The following is a 21,949-nucleotide window of genomic DNA, read 5'->3' on the forward strand; positions in this document are numbered from 1 at the left end:
CCGTTGTGACCTAAGCCGCTACTGGCCACCGTTCTTGTGGAAACAATGCCAGTCGTACATTGAATAAATGAAACAAGGGTTGATAAAGCTGAGGCGCAGCGTGCGACGCCCTCTCTAATGTTAGCAACATACGGTTGAGTTCTTGCAGTAATTCACCGTGTGGTTGGATTTGTAGAGATTTGAGTCGCTGCTTTAGGAACAGACTAAGTTCATGGAAAAAAGGGTCAAGGGTGATGTTCTGCTCATTTATCACTTCCCGATATTTTACAAAGAAGTCATAGCAGTTAGCGCCGAGCCAAGCCTCAGTGATCAAATTGCTGCCTGAAGTTAATAGTGGATCGGGATCAAGGCGTTTACGCGGCAGAATAATATTTACCTTATCCAGCATGCGCGCTACAAATTGCTGACGCATTAGCATCGTTGCGTGACCTAACTTCATGGCCGATATAAATTGTAAAAGCTCAAGCACCCCTTTTCTCACCGCACGCTTTGCTGTCCACGAAGGCCGTTTGTTACGAATTATTGCTGTAATCACCACTGCAAATGCAATTCCTACCAGTGTTGAAAGCGCGGCATTCACTACAAGGAGTAAATCCGGCTTGAAGTGGTGGCTCATACCAATAAATCCAGGAATTTGCGTAGCGATGATTAAGCCAATCAGATTGGTAGCAGGATTAGCAATCACTAATCCAAGCGCGATTAACCCCGGCGCGAGACAAATGACTAAGGCTTCAAAGGTCAGCGCTTCTGGGATCAGTACACAACAGTAAAGGATGCTGATGACGATTGCGAAAACAACGCCTTTTAAAAACAACCTCATTGGCGCTATTGGGCTATCCATAGCAGCAAAAAATGAACAAAGCACCGCTGCCATCATAGGTGCGGTAGCGCCATCAACCCAACCGCTGCCAATCCAAAACAGGCATGAAGCGAAAGTCGCAAAAAAGGCGGTAAAGGAAGAGAGCAGCAACATACCTTTGTCGACATGTTTGTGTTTACGAGCAACTTTACCTGCTTTGGCGTCGGGTGTGAGTTCGTTTACACGCTCGTCTACAGTCTGATAAGCATTAGCGATACGGACAAAGTTACCCAGCCTTTCAATCAAACCATTGAGTAAGATACTCTCCTCACTACTTAATTTTTGATATTGCCAATCGCTTTTCAGCTTTCGTTGAACAGTTTCAAATTCATCTTTTAAAAGATGTGTCTTTTCAGGGTTTTCTTCTTCATTTAGCCACATCAAAAAATGGCTAAACGCGTCAGCAATATAATCAGGAAAAGCAATATTCAGTTCAGAAAGCTGACTGAGGCGAGCTTCAATGGCGGTCAGCGTTGGGATCATATAGGTCAAATGTTGATACTGTACGCTGACCAAACGAATTAAACGACGCGCTGCGTTACCTTCATAAACACAGTGCGTGATCAAGGTTTCGACATTAAGCGGATAGTTAGCCATTTGAATCAGGATCGCTTCGCGCTCAACCGATTTTTCTTGTGGCTGTGTAACGACCATCTGGATACAAAGCTTTTTGGCGTTCTGATACCAATCCTTTACGCTTCGCTCAAGCACGCTACCCATTGAAACAGGGAAAATGAGTCGATGGACCAAACTGCTGCAGACAATGGCGACAGTAATTTCTTCAATGCGTGATATCACTGTGTAGGTAATAGCATCTGGTGACGTAACATCCGGGAAGCCCATGATGGCGGCACTATAACCGGCCAGCATGAAAACGTAACTTTTCGGCGTACGATCATGCAGCGAAAGATACAAACAGGTTGCCACCCATAAAGAAATACAGAAGCTAAACAACATGGGATCCAGCACGGTTGCAGGATAGATAAGCAGAATAAAGAGACCACCCAGCAACGTACCCAAAAATCGAAAAATCGATTTCGATACGGTAGAGGCTGAATAGAGTTGTGAGGCAACATAGACGGTTGTTAAGGACCAGGCCGGTTTGTCCAGATTCAATTCCAATGCGACATAAAACGCTAAAAATGCGGCCAGACAGGTTTTACTTGAGAATAAAACCGCACTTTTCGAAAACCACTTCATAAGGGATTGTCACCTCTGCAAGGCATCTTTTCGCCGTATCCTGACAGAAGCAACTTGAGGTTTCATTTCAATTATTAATACAAATCGTTACCGTGCTAAGTATGTTGGATATTCATTGATTATCCTGCCTGCTGCCTGTTTTTCGTAGGTTAGATGCAGACTTATTCCTACTGGCTAGCGTATTAGTCAAATTTAGTGCCCGGGCTCGCCTTAACGTTTCTCTGTCAGTTAAACATCATTGCGATAGGGTGGATTGATGTCTCAATGGTTCATTCTATCGTGCATTTAATTCTTTTCTCTGTAGCCCAGTTATCGAAACTTTTGGCGATTTCAGGCTGAAATCGCCAAAAATAGTCGGATGGTCATGATTAAACCTATGCCGTGTTTACCACATTGCACTAGTAGACATTATGCTTTGCAATGAAAAACCACCCCAAAGAATGTTGACGAAATTTCACTGTGGTAACTTATGCAAGATATTGAATTTATTATTAATAACAGTGAAATAATGACAATAAAACTGGCGATTTCAGCCTGAAATTCCTGATGAAATTGGGGCTAACGTGAAGGACTGCCTTTGAATGGGATATAAAGAAAATAAACTTAAACGCTTAATACAGAAAAGGCCTGAAGGAAATCCCTTCAGGCCTTTTCACTTAAAATCACCTTTTAATTCGCTAAATACTTTTTCAATGTTTCAGAGATAACTTTGTCCAGCTCTTCCTGCAAATCTTTTGACTGCCGGTTAAACTCGTAGCTAAACATTCGACCACGCGTTTTTTTTCGTGCGAACCGATCTTTGTCAGCAAATGGCCACAAGCTTGTTGATGTCGTTTTATCTTTTTCAGGTTCTTTAACTAATGTCTGGCTGGCATTCCGAATCAATCGCAAGATATTATTTTTCACTTCATCTTCTGCCAGGCCTTCACGAGAACAGACAACATCAATCTCCATTGAGATATTATCAATTAACGTCTCAACAGACTGACCCGTTTCATTCAACTTATCTGCGGCTTGAAGCAACGCTTTGTAGTCGGGATAAGTCAGTTCTGAATGGTTTGGGAAAAGTGCTATTAAATCGGAGGGCACACTGGCAGCCTGCAATGCACGCGTGACTTTTGCCTGGGATAAACCCTGATTTTCTGCAATTTCCTTTTGAGAAAGACCGCCATCCTTTAACGCCAATAAGCGCATACCGACTTCACGCAGGTTGTGTTCACGAGCCGTTTGAATATCCTGTGCCAGCTTACGGGCTTCATCAGCAGTGATTTCGGCGTCGGTAACTAAAACCTCAAGACCGGTTCTGCAATGTATTGCAGCTGCACGACGGCGAGATCCATCAAGGATCTCAATCTTCCCGCCTTGCATCACGCCAATAGCAGGAAAGAACTGCTGAAGTTTAATTGTGCGAATAATGTCTCGCAAAGAGTCAGGTGTTAATCCCGCCTGATCACGCCCATTGGTTTCCATTACCACAAACGTTTTATCTTCAACTTCGTTAGCAGGAATGCGCTCTGAACGAAACAATGCGCGTTTTCCTGTCGAAAGAACAAACGTTTGTGCATGTGTCTCTGACGTGTCCTCTGTTTCCAAAGGAGTCTGGCTGAAGGTTCGGCCAATAGTGATTCTTTTTGCGCTCATAGAAACCTCAGTTCAGGCGGATAAATTCAATACGGTCAAACACGGCTTTAGCAAAATCCTCTGCCGCAGATCGGGCATTTTTTAATGCTTCACTGCTTCCAACATACGTTGAAGGATTAGCAGAGATAACAGTGTCAAAAGATTCTCCACAACGCTCAAATCCATCGAGGCGGGGAAGGGCAGCATCTAACATATCACCGCCGAAAATCTCTTTTGCCAGGCTGTGACAAAGCTTGTGGTCAGCTTTGTTAGAAAGCTTGGACATAAACCCGATGTTTCCCTGGAGACGACAAGTTGCACCCGATTCTTCAATAATGCCAATCAGCTCCGGCAGACGCGTGAGGTATTTAAGTGTCGAATGAAAATCAACTTGTGCAGGAGGTACCGGCGTCATCAACAAATCAGAGGCTGCAATGGCATTTTTAAGAAATGCATCCAGATGAGGACCACTGTCTATAAAGATGAAGTCGTAATCCTTGGTCAATTTAGCAATAACGTTATCGTATAAAACAGAATGGATGTTCTGTCCCGGCAAATGTTCGGAACACAGTTCATCCCAGCGAGAAGCGATGAATGCATCATCAATCGACGCAGGCAATACATGCACGCCAGGAATTATTGAAGGAACAATAAATTCATTAACCAGTTCATCTCGACTTACGTTTTGCAGCATGGCCTGAGCAGCAGTGGCTTCTACCAAGCCTACTGAACGTTCATGATTCAAAAACATAGTGGCCGAGGATTGTGGATCGAGGTCAATGACAAGAATACGTAAGTCTTCAAACAGAAGATGAGGATGGGCGCGCAGAGCATGTGCCAAAGAGACAGTAGAAACTGTTTTTGATACGCCACCTTTGAGATTACCGACAAACAAAGTGTAAGCATCAGAATGACGATCGCGATACTTTGCAACGCCACGATGGTGATAAATGTCGATAATATTTTGAATCGACATCGCATATTTTACCGAGGAGCCGGCGGCACGTTTGTCGAATTGATAACCACTCTCTTCCATTTCGTTAACCGCGTAATCCACACTTGCACGCGTTAATTTAGGGAGCTTGGCAAGAGCCGCTTTTGCATAAACCTGATAATAGGTATTTTCGTGTAACTCTTGTTTTTGTGCCTGAATTTGTTCCGTAAGGCTTAACAGCATCCGTTCTGAACGCTGAGCGACCTTCATGACCTGCTTATCATCGTTAGCCATACTTGTTCCACACATGTAGGATTTGTGACTTTATACCGAAATCCTGCTCATGAGGCAATTAATAATCACAAAAGAAGAAATGTTAAGTGGTGACACTTTTAACGTAAAATAGTGGTTTTACGTCATACGATGACTGCCAAAGTATGGGCCTGAACGCTTTTTAAACAGCGTGTTATGCTCATCCACTGTATTCAGTGGAAGTTAACTAGTGGGTTTAAACGCGTTTGAAATGTGACTACTAAGCGTCGCCAGGCAAGTTTCGATGACATTTACAGACAAAGATTCACTGTATTCAGTAAAAGTACGCGACAAGATAGTTGAGGTGTTCACTGTAATGAGTAAAAGCTAAACATTCACTGTAATCAGTTAAAACGTTCACTGTAATCAGCACGCCAGGAATTTTTAAACAAAAGGGGAGGGCAAAGACATTGGATCGTTCACTGTAGTCAGTAAACCACCGAACTAACGAACTAACGAACTAACGAACTAACGAACTAACGAACTAACGAACTAACGAACTAACGAACTAACGAACTAACAGCATGAGCTTGCGACGTAACGTCAGTAAAGAATCACCCCGCGTAAGCAGAAAAGAGAGGGAAGTAAACATTCACTATAATCAGTAGCAACGCTTTGATTGAAACATCCAATCTCATACAGCCACCAAAAATCCGCCCAACATTCACTGTAATCAGCAAAAACAGCGCTCATGCTTGTTATAAACATTCACTGTAATCAGTAAATTTTGTTGGAGGACAGCTATGAACGTTCACTGTAATCAGCAAAACTGCCCGTAAAAGCCTGAAGCATTCACTATAATCAGTAGGATCCAAACCGGGTTTACCGATCTCAACATTCACTGTAATCAGTAGAATAGGGTCAAACAGGATCAGAAGGATATTTCTTCGCCACATATTCACTGTATTCAGAATCGTCGATACAAGCGTGACAGAAAGATCTTCAGGTTTTGCGTGCGCTCTCGAACCAGGCACCGTTTAACATTCACTGTATTCAGTAAAACGCAGGGTATGAATAACAGGGCGGTTAACGCGAGAAGTCCGCTTTTACGTTTTCAGCAGCCAACATACTGCATCAAACCTCACATCAAAGATTCACTGTAATCAGCTGTTGTCGTCCTCTATTTTGAGGCGTTGAGTGATTAAAGCTGAATGGCTGACTTACAGACGCTAGGCAAGACATTCACTGTAATCAGTAAAAATCGGGGCAACGTTCACTGTAATCAGTAAAAAACGCTTAAAACATTCACTATAAGCAGTTAACGGCTCACCCTGTCACTTTTGTCACTGAATACAGTGAACACTCGAGCTTAATTCAGCTAAAATACCAATTCGCTTCTTTATTTTTATTAAATACAGTTAATATTCAATAAGTTAAGTAGATTGCATTCACTATAATCAGCGCAATGTCTGCAAGGAAACATTCACTGTAATCAGAAAGAGTAAGTCTGTGCCTTTAAACACGTCGGCTGTTCACTGTAATCAGTAGTAAACGGGTTGCAGTGCTCATCATGAATCTCATCATAAACAATGCTGGTACTTGCTAACTCGTAATTCATTGAATTAACAGTGTTAATATTCTTTAGGAAGGAGCACGTAAAAAAAGCAGGCATCATGAAAATACTGAATACAGTGAACGTAACTGATTACAGTGAACATTGAGAATCACTGATTACAGTAAACGAACCGGAAAGATGCACTGTCACTTTTTGCACAAAAGTGACAGTGCCACGCGGGTTTTACTGATTACAGTGAAGGGCAGGGTTACTCTTCGAACTCGATGTCATCAAGTGCATCTATGCTTTCTAAATTGCTAATGCCATCAAGCTTTGGTGTTCTGCTATGGATAATAAAAAACACAGAACGACCACGCTTAACCTCAGAATAATCGAGGTAGCCAATCTCTTTGAGCTGCTCCATTGCACGACGTACTACATGATTTTGCGTTGTGGTTTTTGAGCCTAAATTAAGGCGCATACGCAAACGTGCAAGCGAAATGGGAGCCGGGTTCGTTGGCAGGCTCTCCAGAAACGTATAGAGCGCCTGGGCGGACTCTTTACGCTTAAGACGTGAGATTGCCCTAAGTTGCAGTAAAACCTTGTGGTCGAAGTTATAGAGCTCAAATAGCTTGGGATCCGCTTGAATCCTCACGATATCTTTTTCACGATCGTAATAAGCTGATTGAACAAGGTGCGTATGATACGCCTTGCCGTTACCTTCGAAAGATAAAGTATTGGTCGCAATACGACGCAGAGAAGCATCAAGACGCTTACGTAAAGCCGCTGAAGAGTTAGCCGAGGGGATACCACACATCTTAACAAAATCAATAAATGGCAGCGTTACGGTATCGCCTTTAGTGGGATAGCGTGAAAATGACTGAATGATGCCGGCCCAGGTTTTAAAATCGTTATCCATATCCAGTCGAGCGCCGGTAATGGTAATCTTTTCATACCCTTCAGCTTTCACCAATGACAGATTTTTTAACTCTTTAGTCGCGTCGGTGGAGGCCATTGCACCAGATTTGCCGCGCGCTGTGGATTTCAGCGTCGGAACAAACAAACCAAGTCGCATTAAAGCAACGGGTTGGACGGTATTATTCTTGTTGGGATGAAGTTGAATAACTTCACCACTGTTTTTGGTTACCGACAGAAAAGGTTCTAGTAACGCTTTGTTTTCACTCTCTTTATCTGCCATAGCCTGAGATCTTCATTCTGTGGATGAAAGGGATCGCTTTCTGATTACAGTGAACATTAGCACTGTTTACAGTGAACATTCTACTGTGCACAGTGAATAAAGTACTGATTATAGTGAACACTTTACTGATTACAGTGAACGCGATCACCTTCTCAGCCCTTGTCCCATGCGGCCTGCGACGATCGGGGATCTCTTAGGATCTATATAGGATCTCTTTATGATCGTTATTTAGGATCTACTCACTGTATAAGTGGATAACGTTGGAAATGCTAACCTTTCATCCCGCTTTATCTCAGATAAATAAAGATCTTTTCCAGACCAATATCAGCGTAAAGAAATTTCCCTCGGTTCACGATTTATAAACAACTTGCTCTCTATTATTCATTTTTCATCAGCACATCTGCGGCGTATGGTTATCGTCATGCACTATTAAACAAATAACGAGGCACCATGACTGATTTTGCTATCTCTCGTAATCCCACCACCGGTGAGATCCTTGCACGTTACCCTATGCAAAATGCGGCTGAATTAGAGCAAGCATTAAATACCAGCGCTCAGGCTTATTCTCAATGGCGACACAGCAGCATGGAAACCCGCGTTGCTGTGTTACGTCAATTGGGTCAGCAAATTCGCCAACGTGAAAATGAGCTTGCACGCAGCGTAACGTTAGAAATGGGGAAACCCATCACACAAGCGCGCGCAGAAGTGCTTAAGTGCGCCAATTTGTGCGACTGGTATGCAGAACATGGGCCAGCAATGTTGGCCGATCAACCTACTCAGGTTCCTGATGCGTGGCAGACATTTCGCCCAATCGGCGTCATCCTTGCCGTCATGCCATGGAACTTCCCATTCTGGCAGGTTCTACGCGGCGCTGTGAGCATGTTGTTAGCGGGTAATACCTACATGCTAAAACATGCACCTAACGTCATGGGAAGCGCTACGTTGATGTCTGAGCTGTTTGATGCGACCGATCTTCCAAAAGGCGCTTTCAATCTCATCAATGTCGATAACGACGGCGTATCGGCTGCAATTAAAGACGACCGTATTGCCGCTGTTGCTGTAACAGGCAGCGTACGTGCAGGTGCAGCAATTGCATCGCAAGCTGGCGCGGCATTAAAGAAAACAGTGCTTGAGCTGGGTGGATCAGATCCTTTTATCGTATTAGCGGATGCTGACTTAGATGAAGCGGTGAAATCGGCGGTCATTGGTCGATATCAGAATACCGGACAAGTCTGTATGGCGGCTAAACGGTTTATTGTCGAAGCATCCATTGCTGAAGCATTTGAATCACGCTTTACCGCTGCCGTAAAAGCATTAACGTTGGGCGACCCTTTGGATGAAAAAACTTTCTTGGGTCCTATGGCGCGTGCTGATTTACGTGACGAACTGAATGAGCAAGTGCAGGCAACGATCCGTGAGGGTGCTCGTCTGGTGTTAGGGGGATCAAAGCTGGAAGGGCAGGGAAACTATTACGCGCCAACCATCTTGTCTGACGTCACCACGGAAATGACAGCCTTCAAGCAGGAGTTATTCGGGCCAGTCGCTGCGATTGCGGTGGCTCGCGATCCAGAGCATGCCTTACAAATCGCTAACGACAGCGAGTTTGGATTGAGTGCAACAGTTTGGACCAGCAATGATGACATTGCCGATCACATGACGCAGCATTTGGAAGTTGGCGCGGTATTTATCAATGGCAACGGTGCCTCTGATCCTCGCGTAACAATTGGTGGCGTGAAGAAAAGTGGATACGGTCGTGAACTGTCGCATTTCGGCGTGCATGAGTTCTGCAACATCCAGACTGTATGGAAAAATCGCCGCTAACGGATTACTGCGCTGCGGGTAAATAAGCTGGCGCAGCCGATCCCTTTTTTTCACTGCGTGGACGCAATAATCTGTCCGGCGCGAAATCAGTAAGCATATCTGAACGAGCGCCGGCGATTATTTCTTCAGCCACTAAACGACCTAAAAGCGGTGCAAGTGTCATACCGCTGTGGGTCGCCATCAGATAAACACGTTGAGCTGACGTGACAAAACCCAGAGCAGGCAAGCCATCCGCAGGACGTGAGCGCTGACCCACTTCAATTCGCTCTATTCGGGCACCTTGCGCATTGGTAAACAGACGACGTAAACGCCGCAACATTTCAACGCCAATCATGCCATTCACATCAGCCGGCCGGGCAGGATCGGCGTGGTGGTCCAAATCCAGAGCCTGAAGCATCAATCGGCCGCCCCCATCGGGTCGCACGTTAAGTTCTGGGGTGATGATATTGCTATTGAGTTGGATGGGGAGCGGATTAGTGTATGCGAGAAAGCTGCAGGCGGTTTTATCCGCACGATTCGCATCCGTCATATCCAGTTCAAGTCCCAGTTGCCCAATTAATTCCGATGACCATCGTCCGGTAGCTAAAACAAGGTGATCACCTTGCCATTCTTGGCCGTCAGACAGCGTCAACGTTACATTTTCTTCGGTTTCATCCAGGGTGATAACTTCGCGGTTGACGCATACCTCTACGTTTTTTTCGCGCAAATCAGCCAATAACCGTGCAACGAACAAACTGGGATAGATCAAACATTCAGACGAGAAATGCCAGGCTTGTTGAATGCGCGGATCGAGTTGTATTTCAGGTAAAGCTTGCAACAGGCTATGACGATCCACTACGCGAAAAGGGTACTTCAGCGCGGCAAGCTTTTCTGCCCGCAATTCTAATTGTTTAAGGGTGAAAGCATCAGCTGCCCACTCCCAGGTTCCGGTTTCGAGAAGCCACGGCGCGTTTAAGCCGCTTTCATGTTGTAGCCGTTTGTGTTCGTCAATCGCGCTGGCATTGAGATGGTGATAGGTTTGCGGACTTTTGCCGTTAGCGTTTACCCATGCATAGCTAATCTGGCTGGTTCCACTGCCGGGTAAGCTTTTATCAAATACCGTAACCTGAGCACCTTGAATAGCCAGTGAACGCGCCACGGATAATCCCAGTACGCCTGCACCAATAACAGCAATACGCTGTGGCATCGTTGAACACCTCCCGAGAAGAAAACAGTAAGGCTGGCTCATCTGCATGTAAGCCAGCAGCCCTGAAATGAGAAAATTAAGATCAACGATGCCGGGATTCACGTCAACCCAACTCTCTAACAAAGATCACACAGCTCAATCACGAACGCTTGGATCTTTCAGGCATTGGTCTTGTCAAACCAGGCGGAAAGCCGATCCGGCCGTCGCCATTCCTGAAGAGTGAATAAACGTCAGGACGTCGGCATTTGAAAGGCCATCGCAAGGTGGCTCTGTGTTTTAAATGTGTTCCATCACCAGTACCGCTAAGGTATCGGGCTCCAGCGCGCGGAAGATATGTGCCTCATCACCCGGATAGCTGATGTAATCACCCACTTCCAGTTCAACCGGCGAATCAATGGGGCCGACTAAAGCTCGCCCTTGCGTCAGAATTAAATGCTCAACCGTATTCGGTGGATGTGGCTGAGACTGGCGTTCAGAACCAGGTTGGATATGCAGCAGATAGATATCGCGTCGCGCACCGGGTGGGCAGGTTGCTAATAAAACGGCCTGATAATCTGCATGTTCAGCCGTCACGGTCGGCCCTTCGCCACGGCGAATCACCTGCATCCGATTCGCTTCAGGTTCCATCAAGCGGGCGAAGGGAATATTCAACGCTACGCAAAGCGACCATAACGTTTCAATGCTGGGATTACCATTGCCTGCTTCCAGTTGAGAAAGTGTAGATTTCGCAATTCCGGCTCGACGAGCGACTTCTGCCAGCGATAAGCCTGCACGCTGACGCTCGCGGATTAAACCGTTGGCAATGATGCTAATGGGCGTCGTCACGTTTACTCCTGTTTGATAAATCGAACGTAACGTTCGTCTTGTAATGCTATTTACACGGGTTCATTATAATGGATAAATCGTTCGTTATGAGATGAAATTATTATGTTGCCGCAAAAAGAGATAGTGGGAAAAGGCGTCGTAAAAGCTATTTTCCTGGTCTGTATTGCTGATGGGATTGTTGGCTTGAGTTATGGCTCGTTGGCAACTGCCGATGGGTTTCCGCTTTGGGTTCCCCTTGCGCTCTCTACCTTGGTACTGGCGGGAGCGTCAGAGTTTTTGTTTATCGGTATCGTCGCAAGCGGCGGGAGTCCTCTTACGGCGGCAGCGGCAGGACTTCTGGTTAATGCACGCCATTTACCGTTTGGCATCGCGGTTAAAGATTTGGTAGGACGCGGTTCTCGTGGTCTGCTCGGCTGCCATATTATGAATGATGAAAGCGTAGTATTTGGTATTTCTCAGCCTCAGCCTGAACAGCGGCGAGCAGCATTTTGGATCTGCGGCATAGGTATTGGGTTAATCTGGCCGATCAGCGTAATGACCGGAGCCGCCATTGGTCAGTTCATTCCTGACATCTCCACCATCGGCCTGGATGCCGTATTTCCCACCATTCTGATTGCGTTGATCTTTCCGGCATTGCGTCAACGCCGTACCCGGCTTCCGGCTTCAGTAGGGGCAGTGTTATCGCTTGCCGCCACGCCATTTGTTCCCGCAGGCATGCCGGTACTGTTTTCGTTATTGGGCTTGCTCGCCTGGAGATCACACAAATGAATCAGCACGGCTTGATCATCGCCGGAATTGCATTGCTGGCGGTTGGGACGTATTTAATCCGTTTTGCGGGCGTGAAGTTGGGCAATCGCTTAGCCATAACCGAGCGTACTCAAAGCCTGCTGGCTGATGCTGCAACGGTATTATTGTTAGCCGTTGCAGCCACTAGCACGCTATTCGAAGGACAACATTTTGCCGGAATGGCGCGCGTACTTGGCGTTCTGTTTGCCGTTTTTCTCGCCTGGCGCAAAGCCCCGCTGATTACGATTATTATCAGCGCTGCAGTGATGACGGCTCTATTACGTTACTTTGGCGTACCCTAATTCCCACACTGAACTCGGGATTTTGTCGCGGGGAAAATTATGCCAGGATGCATGAAAGTTAAATAATAGTTAATAATTTCAGGCATTCGATCTCATGTTTAACGCATTCTTTTCTCTGCGCTCAATCTACTCAACTCTGCTGTTAGCGCTGGTGGTATTACTTCCTTCGACATCTTTGTTAGCCCGGCCTGAACTCAAGCCGCTGGGCGAAAACATCGCTGACATGGGTTCAACTTATTATCAATTTCAGACGCATTTCTTCACCTCTGCTGATGGCGAGCGTCGCTATAAAGTCTGGATTGGCATTCCTAAAAAAGCCGCTCCCGCAGCAGGTTATCCGGTTCTGTATATGCTAGATGGCAACGCGGCAATGGCGCGCTTAACGGAGTCGATGTTAAAACAGATGAGCAGCGAAGCGCCGCCCGTGCTGGTAGCGGTAGGCTACGACACCAATCTCCCTTTTGACGTGGCCGCGCGCAGTTTTGACTATACACCGGCAGGCGAAAATCTTGAACAAGATCAGCGGATGCGAGGCAGAAAGGGCGGCGGAAGCGCTGAGTTTCGTCAGCTTCTTTTAAATGAAATGGTGCCGTATGTCGAAAAGCAAGCCCCCAGCAATCCTCTTAAACGCGGCATTTGGGGACACTCCTTCGGTGGCCTGTTTGTGCTTGATTCCTATTACAACACAACATGGTTTCACAACTACTTTGCTGCTGCGCCATCATTAGGTTGGGCAAACCAACGCATTATCGCGTTGGCTGAAGAGAGTGATCCGGCGCGCTTGCAGCACAAATCGCTTTATTTGATGGAAGGTGATGGCGTGACCGAACAACGTAAAGGCCACTCGAGTGATCTCAAGCACGAAGAGGGCCAATTAATGCAGATACTTGAACACAAAGGTGGAGATTTGCATCTGTCACGTTATCCGGGCCAAACGCACGGGCAAATATTACCGTCTTCCCTCACCGATACGCTGCGCATCATGTCGAATAATCAAAATTGAGATGAGCAGGATCTTTATTGTCGCTACTCTCAGGCTTCACATCATCATGGTTTTCCATTAGCTTATGGGAAATGATTGTTTCCTAAATAAGGTAAATTGATGCGTGACCCAACGACTCTCAAAGATCGGGGGCGACCTCGTGAATTCCAGTTGGAAGCGGTGCTGGATAGCGCCATGCTGGTGTTCCGTGAGAAAGGCTTTCATGCCACATCCATGAGCGATCTCAGTAAAGCGATGCAGCTTACCACTGGAAGCATCTACAAAGCTTTCAGCGATAAAAATCAGCTGTTTACACAAGTCTTTTCCCGCTATCTGTCGCTGCGCAACAGCGATCTACGTAGCCGACTGGCAACGTGCGAAACAGGTTTATCACGTCTGGAAGCGCTATTGGTTTTTTATGTTGAATCGGTGCGAGATATAGAAGGGCAGCGCGGTTGTCTGGTTGCAGGTAGTGCTGTTGAACTGCAAACACTTGATCACGATCTCGCGGACGCAGTCAGCGAAGCACTGATGCGTAATTTAAAGAATATCCAGCTTTTAATTCAGCAAGGTCAGCAGGATGGATCAATCAACGCGGAGTTGAATGCAGATGCCACAGCTTCATTGATGCTGTGCATTGTGCTGGGCATGCGCGTAGCCGGAAAAATTCCCCAAACGCGTCCTGACGAAAGCATTGTGCCGTTGGCGTTAAAGATCCTTAACTAAAATTTTAGCTGATTAAGGCGTGATCATCTCCTAAAAACGATTCAGGAGAAAATCGATAGCGTGTTTCATAGTACGACGACGTAAGTCATCATGCCCGACGGGCCTTCCGGCCCTTCACGAGAGCCGTTTCTGAACTCACCACGCTGGCCCCCGGCAAATTATCCCTGCCACGTATCATCCGTTTCCTACGCGACAAGAAGACCGGGCTGATTAATGTTTCCCGGTAAACCCTGCATCATGTTTTCAGCCCGGCAGCTGAGCGAACGGACATTTCACTGCCGGCGATTGATTCACTTAGCACACCTCATTAAACAGCCTGGACTCCTCACAGTCGGGCATGGAGAGCAACACCATGAACAAGAACATTATCGCACTGGCCATCCTGGCAGGTGCCGCTTTCGCTTCTGCGGCAAACGCAGCAAGCGGCACTATCGACTTCACCGGCAGCGTGACGTCGGCTTCCTGTACCATCGACGCCGCGTCTCAAGCCCAGACCGTTGCCCTCGGTAACGTCGGTACCAGCGACTTCGGCGCGGCCGGCTCTACCTCAGGTAGCGGCAAAATCACCGTGGTGCTGAGCGCCTGTCCGGCCGCGGCAACCACCGCCGCAGTAAGCTTCGGCGGCCCGGCTGATCCTGTAAACAGCAACCTGCTGGCGCTGAGCCCGGCCTCTACCGCTAAAAACGTGGCCATTGCCCTGTTCGAAGATGACAGCACCACGGCTATTCCGCTGGCGTCCAAGTCTAAAACCTATCCGCTGAGCACCGCAGCCGACACCACCCTGACCTATTTCGCCAAGTATCAGTCAACGGCTGCCACCGTGACGGAAGGCTCGGCGAACGCCGCTGCTGACTTCACCGTGCTGTATAACTGATACCCCGGAACACGGATGTAAATAACCTGCCGCTCGTGGCGGGTTATTTTTTGCCGGATTAACGATAAAAAAGTGAAGGAAAAAAGATGTCTCGCTTATTAACGGGCCTGTGTTTTTTGAGTCTTCTTGGTTTAGCCGCGCTGCAGTCCGCCCAGGCGGGCGTGATTATCGGTGGGACGCGCATTATTTATCATGCGGATAAAAAAGAGACCTCCATTTCGGTAAAGAACCCTGAAAAAACAGCACCCTTCCTGATTCAGTCATGGGTGGAAACCTATCCGGAAGCCACGGCAGACAAGCCCCCATTTATTATTACGCCCCCGCTGTTTCGCCTCGATGCGGGCAAAGAAAACATTGTCCGCATTGTGCGCACGGGCGGAAGCTTACCGGAAGACCGGGAGTCAGTGTTCTGGGCAAACATCAAGTCTATTCCGGCGTCTGAAAGCACCGACACAAACCGCTTACTCATCTCCGTCAAGACCAAAATCAAACTGTTCTACCGTCCGTCCGCGCTGAAAGAGAATGCCGGCAGTGCCTATAAGAAGCTGGCGTTTGCCGTTCGCGGTGACAGGCTGGTTATCACGAATCCCACGCCCTATTACGTCTCGTTTAACAGCATCACCGTGGGCGGCACGCCACTGAAAGCGCCGGGCATGATCGCCCCGAAATCCGTCCTGGAACTGCCGTTAATGAAGGCCAGAGGCGGTTCAGTCAGCTGGACAGCCATAAATGACTTTGGTGGTGTGACCGGCGCCGAGACGCGTCAGCTGTAATTAACCACCCCTCCTTTTAGCTAATCCTTACTCCGCCCGGCTGATTTTTCTGCCGGGCCTGAGCGGCTGCGCCTGAAAATCACCAAGCGGGAATATGAAAGATGACCTCAACGATAAAAAAATCAATAATAAAATCAATGCGTCACCCTATTAACAATACGTTTCAGGACGAAATTCAGGCGGTCAGCGGGTTGCCTTATTCGACAGTAGCCTGTTTTGTGGCTGCCGGTATTTTATCCGGCCTCTGTCTGGCGGCTTCACCCGCTGCCGCTGCAGACTATTTCGACCCTGCTGCGCTGGAATTAAAAGAGAGCAGCGCGGCCGAAAGTGACCTCAGGCAGTTTTCCACCGCTGGCGGGCAGTTGCCCGGAATCTATCTCGTTGATGTTTATCTCAACGGCAACCAGGTCGGCACCCGCGACGTCACGTTTGTCGACGACGGGGGCAGGCTGCTGCCCGAATTCACGCCCGCCGAATTAAGCGCGATGGGGGTGAAAAATGAAGCCTTCCCGTTGCTGAATCTGATGCGTCAGGACCAGGCGCTGAGCAACCTGGGTGAGCTTATCCCTGACGCCGACAGCCGCTTTGATTTCAGCCAGCAGCGCCTTGACGTGAGCATTCCGCAGGCGGCGCTTAACATTGAGGCCCGTAACGCTGTTAACCCTGCGTTGTGGGATCAGGGGCTGACCTCGGCCCGGCTGAACTACAGCTATAGCGGGGCCAACACTGACTACGGCACGGGCCGCAGCCGCAGTAACTTCTTCAATTTGCGCAGCGGCTTTAACGCCGGTGCCTGGCGCCTGCGTAACTATTCCACCTATGCAGGCAGCGGGCAGAAGAGAGCCAGCTGGCAGAGTATCAGTACGTACGCACAGCGTGACGTGCAGCCCTTAAAAGGCCAGCTGACCCTCGGCGACAGCGCCACGCCTGGCGAGGTGTTTGACAGCGTGCCGTTTAGGGGCGTGCAGCTGGTGTCTGACAACAATATGCTGCCCGACAGCCTGCGCGGTTTTGCTCCGGTTATCCGTGGCATTGCGCAGTCTAACGCGCAGGTGACAGTGCGCCAGAACGGTTACGTGATTTATCAGACTTACGTGGCGCCGGGTGCGTTCACCATTACTGACCTGTATCCGACCGCTTCGAGTGGGGATCTGGAAGTGGTTATCCGCGAAGCTGACGGTTCAGAGCGGATCTCTCTGCAGCCCTTCTCCGCGGTGCCTATCATGCAGCGCGAAGGGCAGTTGAAATATGCCGCGACGGCGGGGCGCTACCGTACCGCTTACCTGAGCGGCAATACGCCGAATTTTGTACAGGGAACGGCAATTTATGGCCTGCCCCTGTCCAGCACGGTGTACGGCGGGGTGCAGGCGTCTGGCAACTATCAGTCAGCAGCGCTGGGACTGGGGCACAGCTTTGGTCACTGGGGCTCTGTCTCCATGGATGCAACGCAGGCACAGGCCACATTACGCGATGACTCCACGCACCGCGGCCAGTCTTTCCGCTTTCAATACGCCAAAGATATTGCCGCGACAGGCACCACCTTCACGCTGGCAGGTTATCGCTACTCCACGTCAGGCTTCTTCAGCATGCAGGAAGCGAACGAAGTGGACGTCCGCCAGGATGAGGTATGGCGTTTACGGTACAACAAACGCAGCCAGGCGATGCTCAACCTTAACCAGTCGCTTAGAGAGTACGGCAGCGTTTATATCTCTGCCTCGCAGCAGGACTACTGGCAGCAAACCGGCAGTGAGCGCAATATTTCAGCCGGCTATTATCTGACCCATGGCGGTGTTAACTACGGCTTGAACTATACCCTGTCTCGAACGCCGGGCTTGGGCAGCGAAGACCGCCAGCTGGCGTTCAGCGTGCAGATCCCGCTTGACCGGTTTATGGCGGGCAGCTGGGCACGCTATGGCCTGACCCGCAGTAAGAGCGGCGGCACCACGCACAATGCCGGCTTGAGTGGCACGGCGCTTGAAGATAACAACTTGAACTATAGGGTTCAGCAGCGCTATGACCGTCGCGGTCAGGGCTATGGTGGCGACCTGAGCGGCACCTATAAAGGTACCTACGGCGAAGTCAGCGCCGGTTATAACTACGCCAGCAATGCCCGTCAGGTGAACTATGGTGCACAGGGCTCGGTGGTGGTGCACCCGTATGGCGTCACGTTTGGTCAGGCCACCGGTGAGACGGCCGTGCTGGTCCGCGCGCCGGGCGCAGACGGCGTCAGGGTTGAAAACCACACCGGAGTGAAAACCGACTGGCGTGGCTACAGTGTGGTGCCTTACGCCTCAACCTACCGCCATAACCGCATTGCGCTTGATACCGGTACGTACGGCGAAGACATGGACATCGATACCGCCACGTCGTCGGTGGTGCCGACGAAGGGCGCGCTGGTGCTGGCCGATTTTAAAACCCGCACCGGCAGCCGCGTGCTGGTCAACCTTAACCGCAGCGCAGGACCGGTCCCGTTTGGCGCCATGGCGACCCTTGACGGCGACGCTGGCAACAGTGGGATCGTGGGAGATGGCGGCCAGGTATATCTGAGCGGCGTGCCGCTAAGCGGCAGGTTAAACGTGTCATGGGGCAGTGGCGCAACGCAGCAGTGCCAGGCCGCCTTCACCCTGCCTGCGCAAACAAAACAAACCGTCGCTGTGAAAATCGTCACTGCGCTCTGCGAATAAGGAGTTACCCATGACCAAATCTGATAAAAAAGCGAAAGCATTGTTGCTCAGTCTGATCCTATCCCCATTATTTATTCTGTCTGAGTCGGCAATGGCAGCCTGTCATTGGGGAGCCGGGATATCCGCACCTGAGAACAAACCGCTCACCTTTGGCAGCGTGATGGTGCGGGCGGACGCTCCGGTGGGTACCGTTCTTGCCGTTGCCAGAACGGACGGTTATCACGGGTCGCAGGCTTTGTTTGTATGCGATAGCGCCTACGCCATACAGGGGACGCTCTTAAGCTTTCCCACACTCAGTGCTTACGGGAATAATGTCTATAACACGAATATCCGGGGCGTGGGCCTCCGTATAGGGGAGCCTTCTACAAAATTCCCTACTTTGGATGATATGTCCCCTAACGAGAATTTTTATTTAGATGGAGAAGGTGTAGTGGCACAGCTGGTCAAAACTGTGCCGGGTAGCGTCGGGGCCGGGCGGGTGATAGCGGGAACGCTCATAAAGTACGAAATTGTTTCCTACCCGGAGTTTCATGCTACGGCCTATCTGGGGAGCGACACCTATATCATTCCCGTTGCCTGCTCCATTAATAACACGGTCATTAACGTTAGGTTGGATAACGCTGTGGAAGCGGATTTCAGCGGCGTAGGCTCGGTTGCGAAACCCAAAGACTTTACTGTCGGGGTAAACTGCGCTTCGGGCACGCAGGTAAAAATGACTTTGGATGGAAAACTCGCGGGTCCGACAGGCGTACTGGCTCTCAACGCCGGTACGGACCAGGCGTCAGGCATAGGGATTCAGCTGCTTAAAGACGGCACGCCGGTGGATCTCGGTACCGAGCTGAACTTTGGCACCGCGACAATGACAGGGAATTTACTGCTACCGTTAACCGCGCGTTATTATCAGACGGCTGCTTCCATCGCTGGCGGAAAGACAAACGCCTCTGCCACGTTTACCATGACATATAATTAACGGCACGCAACGTATCGCCACCTCGCGTATCCAAACCCGTTGCTGGCGACTTTTTCACAACCTGAGCCAGCCTAATTGTTCAGTAACATAAGTAGTTAAATTTATGCGGCGAGATTAATTATTAATAATATTGTTTATCCGCCGCATTATTCTTCGATTCCCCATTCATTTACCCTATCTCATTGATTTTTAAGCTTGTAATCGGCTCGATTCTGCATTGCTTTATCTGACGTGCTGTGAATAAATAAACGGTCGCAAATTTCACAAAACGGCTTATAACCGCCTTAAATATTATCCTGTCCGCGGAAAACAACGCTGACACCTTATTATCGAGCCTGCTATGAATGAAGATAAAAAGCTGCTGGCCGAGGAAATCAACGCCAGAGTAAAAGAACTTGAATCCCATTTAGTGGCGATTCGTCGTGATATTCATGCACATCCCGAATTAGGTTTTGATACGGTTCGCACGGCCAATTTGGTCACGCAACAATTACTGGCTTTGGGTTTGCAGCCCAAAACCGGCGTAGGCAGAACCGGCGTGATGGTAGATATTCATGGCGCTGAGCCGGGCAAAGTCGTGCTGCTGCGTGCCGACATGGACGCATTACCGATTCAAGAACAAACGGGTTTGCCGTTCAGCAGCACCTATCCCGGAAAAATGCACGCCTGTGGTCACGATATTCATACCGCGACGCTGCTCGGCGTAGCCGCTATTTTGCCGCACTATCGTCAACAGCTAAAAGGCACGGTACGCCTGATTTTTCAGCCAGCAGAAGAGACGCCTGACAGCGGTGCAGAAGCGATGATTGCCGATGGTGCTGCCGAAGGCATTGACTGGGCAATTACGCTGCACAATAAACCAGAGCTGGCAGCCGGTGAAATCGCGTTAACGCGCGGTGCGAGCACCGCATCCAGCGATGAGTTTGACGTGACGGTTCATGGCGTTTCCACCCATGCGGCACGTCCACACATGGGCAGCGATCCCATCATCGCCACCGTGCATTTGATCAGCCAACTGCAGACCATCATTTCACGCGAGCGTGACCCCGCGCACTCCGCAGTACTGACGATTGGTCATATTCAGGGCGGCGCCACGCATAATATTATTCCCGACAGCTGCCTGTTTCAGGGCACCATCCGCACCAAATCGCCACAAGTGCGTGCTGATATGGAAGCATCGTTCAAGCGGATGTGCGAAGGTGTCGCTTTGGCGCAAAACGTGCGGATTGAGGTCAACTATCAGCGCGGCGTTCCGCCATTAATGAACGATGACACATTGATCGATACGCTGGAAACCATTCTCTCGCATCAATTTGATAAGCCGATCATCGCAAAACCCAGCGCCAGCTTTGGCGCGGAAGATTTTTCACTGTTTACTGAACGCGTTCCGGGATGCCAGATTCATATTGGTTCTGCTACGCCTGGACGCGACGATCATCTGCATAACTCCGATTATCAACCGGACGAACGCAGTATTGCCGCCGGGACGCAGGCGTTAACACGCCTCGCGATTGACTTGCTCTCCTAATATAAAAAATTGAGGTTTAGATGATGATGCGTAAAGGCTTGTTTGCTGTCTCCCTGGGAATGGTTCTGCTGAGTACGTCAGCGCTTACTTATGCTAAAGATTTTGGCACGTTGAAATTTGCAACTGAAGCCGCGTATCCGCCGTTTAACCAAACTACGCCAAGCGGCAAAATTGTTGGTTATGAGCCCGATATGGTGGCGGAGCTGGCAAAACGTGCGGGTTTCAAATATGAAATTATTGCGCAAAAATGGTCAGGTATGATTCCCGGCCTGATTGACGGTAAATATGATGCCGTCATTGATGCGGTCACTGTTACGCCTAAACGTGCCGAAGCGATCGATTTCACCCACGAATATACCGTTAGCATTTCCAGCTTTGTCACAGCAAAAACCTCACCTTTAGCTTCGTTGCCGGGCACCGGTACTGTGGTTGCCGCTGACGATGAAGCTGGCATGAAAAAGTCTATTGATGATTTGAAAGCCACCTTCAAAGGCAAAACCATTGCCGTGCAGGTCGCCACAATTCAGGCTGATTTCTTACAAAAGTATCTGGGCGACGTTGCGACAATTCGTACCTATCAAGCTGGCCCGGAAACTTTCGCCGACCTGATGAATGGCCGTGTTGATGCGGTTATGGCCTCGCGTACCAATCTTAATGCGTTTGTGAAAAAACACACCGACGCTATCAGCAGCAGCGGCTACGGTTTTACGGGTGGCGTGCTGGGAGCGGGTTCAGCAATTGGTTTGCGTAAAGGCAATGCCGAGCTGAAAGCGGCATTGGATGAGGCGCTGTTATCCATGATTAAAGACGGCACGCTGAGCAAACTCTCCATTAAATGGTTTGGCGAAGACGTCGCACCAAAAGCCTAATTGCC

17 protein-coding genes are annotated in these 21,949 nt (G+C 49.0%); 11 read left to right on the top strand and 6 right to left on the bottom strand.

What is annotated here, in order from left to right; genetic code table 11:
• Positions 1–10: 10 nt before the first annotated feature.
• The 4 genes from SC127_RS13775 to SC127_RS13790 all read right to left on the bottom strand — a co-directional run bounded on the left by SC127_RS13775 (position 11) and on the right by SC127_RS13790 (position 7,618).
• Positions 11–2,059 (bottom strand): FUSC family protein, encoded by a 2,049-nt coding sequence (locus tag SC127_RS13775; protein ID WP_332626927.1) that lies wholly within the window; start codon positions 2,057–2,059, stop codon positions 11–13.
• A 669-nt stretch (positions 2,060–2,728) separates the two neighbouring features.
• Positions 2,729–3,700, bottom strand: coding sequence for a ParB family protein (locus tag SC127_RS13780; protein WP_332626928.1), 972 nt, complete (start codon positions 3,698–3,700; stop codon positions 2,729–2,731).
• A gap of 7 nt (positions 3,701–3,707) precedes the next feature.
• Positions 3,708–4,907 carry an AAA family ATPase gene (locus tag SC127_RS13785; RefSeq protein ID WP_215848524.1) on the bottom strand — a complete coding sequence of 400 codons (1,200 nt, stop codon included), beginning with the start codon at positions 4,905–4,907 and terminating at the stop codon, positions 3,708–3,710.
• Positions 4,908–6,688: 1,781 nt separating this feature from the next.
• Positions 6,689–7,618, bottom strand: a complete 930-nt coding sequence (locus SC127_RS13790; RefSeq protein WP_215848526.1) for a RepB family plasmid replication initiator protein — start codon at positions 7,616–7,618, stop codon at positions 6,689–6,691.
• 450 nt (positions 7,619–8,068) lie between these two features.
• On the opposite strand from SC127_RS13790, the gene SC127_RS13795 reads away from it, so the two are divergent.
• The gene (locus SC127_RS13795) at positions 8,069–9,439 is read left to right on the top strand and encodes an aldehyde dehydrogenase family protein (protein ID WP_332626929.1); all 1,371 of its coding nucleotides are present in this window, start codon (positions 8,069–8,071) and stop codon (positions 9,437–9,439) included.
• A 4-nt stretch (positions 9,440–9,443) separates the two neighbouring features.
• Here SC127_RS13795 and SC127_RS13800 read toward each other — a convergent pair whose 3' ends face one another.
• Both SC127_RS13800 and SC127_RS13805 read right to left on the bottom strand, forming a co-directional pair.
• Positions 9,444–10,625, bottom strand: coding sequence for an NAD(P)/FAD-dependent oxidoreductase (locus SC127_RS13800; protein ID WP_332626930.1), 1,182 nt, complete (start codon positions 10,623–10,625; stop codon positions 9,444–9,446).
• Positions 10,626–10,901: 276 nt separating this feature from the next.
• Entirely contained in the window at positions 10,902–11,450 is a 549-nt protein-coding gene (locus SC127_RS13805) for a helix-turn-helix domain-containing protein (RefSeq protein WP_215848528.1), read from the bottom strand.
• Between the two features lie 102 nt (positions 11,451–11,552).
• Between SC127_RS13805 and SC127_RS13810 the strand changes: the two genes are divergently transcribed.
• The 10 genes from SC127_RS13810 (at position 11,553) to SC127_RS13855 (ending at position 21,944) form a co-directional block, all read left to right on the top strand.
• Positions 11,553–12,218 carry an AzlC family ABC transporter permease gene (locus SC127_RS13810; RefSeq protein ID WP_332626931.1) on the top strand — a complete coding sequence of 222 codons (666 nt, stop codon included), beginning with the start codon at positions 11,553–11,555 and terminating at the stop codon, positions 12,216–12,218.
• Entirely contained in the window at positions 12,215–12,538 is a 324-nt protein-coding gene (locus SC127_RS13815) for an AzlD domain-containing protein (protein ID WP_215848530.1), read from the top strand. The genes SC127_RS13810 and SC127_RS13815 overlap by 4 nt, the downstream gene beginning before the upstream one ends.
• 94 nt (positions 12,539–12,632) lie before the next feature.
• The gene (locus SC127_RS13820; protein ID WP_332626932.1) at positions 12,633–13,541 is read left to right on the top strand and encodes an alpha/beta hydrolase; all 909 of its coding nucleotides are present in this window, start codon (positions 12,633–12,635) and stop codon (positions 13,539–13,541) included.
• 99 nt (positions 13,542–13,640) lie between these two features.
• On the top strand, positions 13,641–14,246 hold the full coding sequence (locus SC127_RS13825; RefSeq protein ID WP_243079281.1) for a TetR/AcrR family transcriptional regulator: 606 nt from the start codon (positions 13,641–13,643) through the stop codon (positions 14,244–14,246).
• Between the two features lie 352 nt (positions 14,247–14,598).
• Entirely contained in the window at positions 14,599–15,120 is a 522-nt protein-coding gene (locus tag SC127_RS13830) for a fimbrial protein (protein WP_332626933.1), read from the top strand.
• A gap of 86 nt (positions 15,121–15,206) precedes the next feature.
• Positions 15,207–15,893, top strand: coding sequence for a fimbrial biogenesis chaperone (locus SC127_RS13835; protein WP_332626934.1), 687 nt, complete (start codon positions 15,207–15,209; stop codon positions 15,891–15,893).
• A gap of 137 nt (positions 15,894–16,030) precedes the next feature.
• On the top strand, positions 16,031–18,577 hold the full coding sequence (locus SC127_RS13840) for a fimbria/pilus outer membrane usher protein (RefSeq protein WP_332626935.1): 2,547 nt from the start codon (positions 16,031–16,033) through the stop codon (positions 18,575–18,577).
• Positions 18,578–18,587: 10 nt separating this feature from the next.
• Entirely contained in the window at positions 18,588–19,547 is a 960-nt protein-coding gene (locus SC127_RS13845; RefSeq protein ID WP_332626936.1) for a fimbrial protein, read from the top strand.
• 340 nt (positions 19,548–19,887) lie between these two features.
• Entirely contained in the window at positions 19,888–21,075 is a 1,188-nt protein-coding gene (locus tag SC127_RS13850; RefSeq protein WP_243079278.1) for a M20 metallopeptidase family protein, read from the top strand.
• A 20-nt stretch (positions 21,076–21,095) separates the two neighbouring features.
• The gene (locus SC127_RS13855) at positions 21,096–21,944 is read left to right on the top strand and encodes a transporter substrate-binding domain-containing protein (RefSeq protein ID WP_243079277.1); all 849 of its coding nucleotides are present in this window, start codon (positions 21,096–21,098) and stop codon (positions 21,942–21,944) included.
• The last annotated feature ends 5 nt before the right edge of the window (positions 21,945–21,949 follow it).

It is taken from the genome of Pantoea sp. T14 (assembly GCF_036663535.1).
GTDB lineage: Bacteria > Pseudomonadota > Gammaproteobacteria > Enterobacterales > Enterobacteriaceae > Pantoea > Pantoea phytostimulans.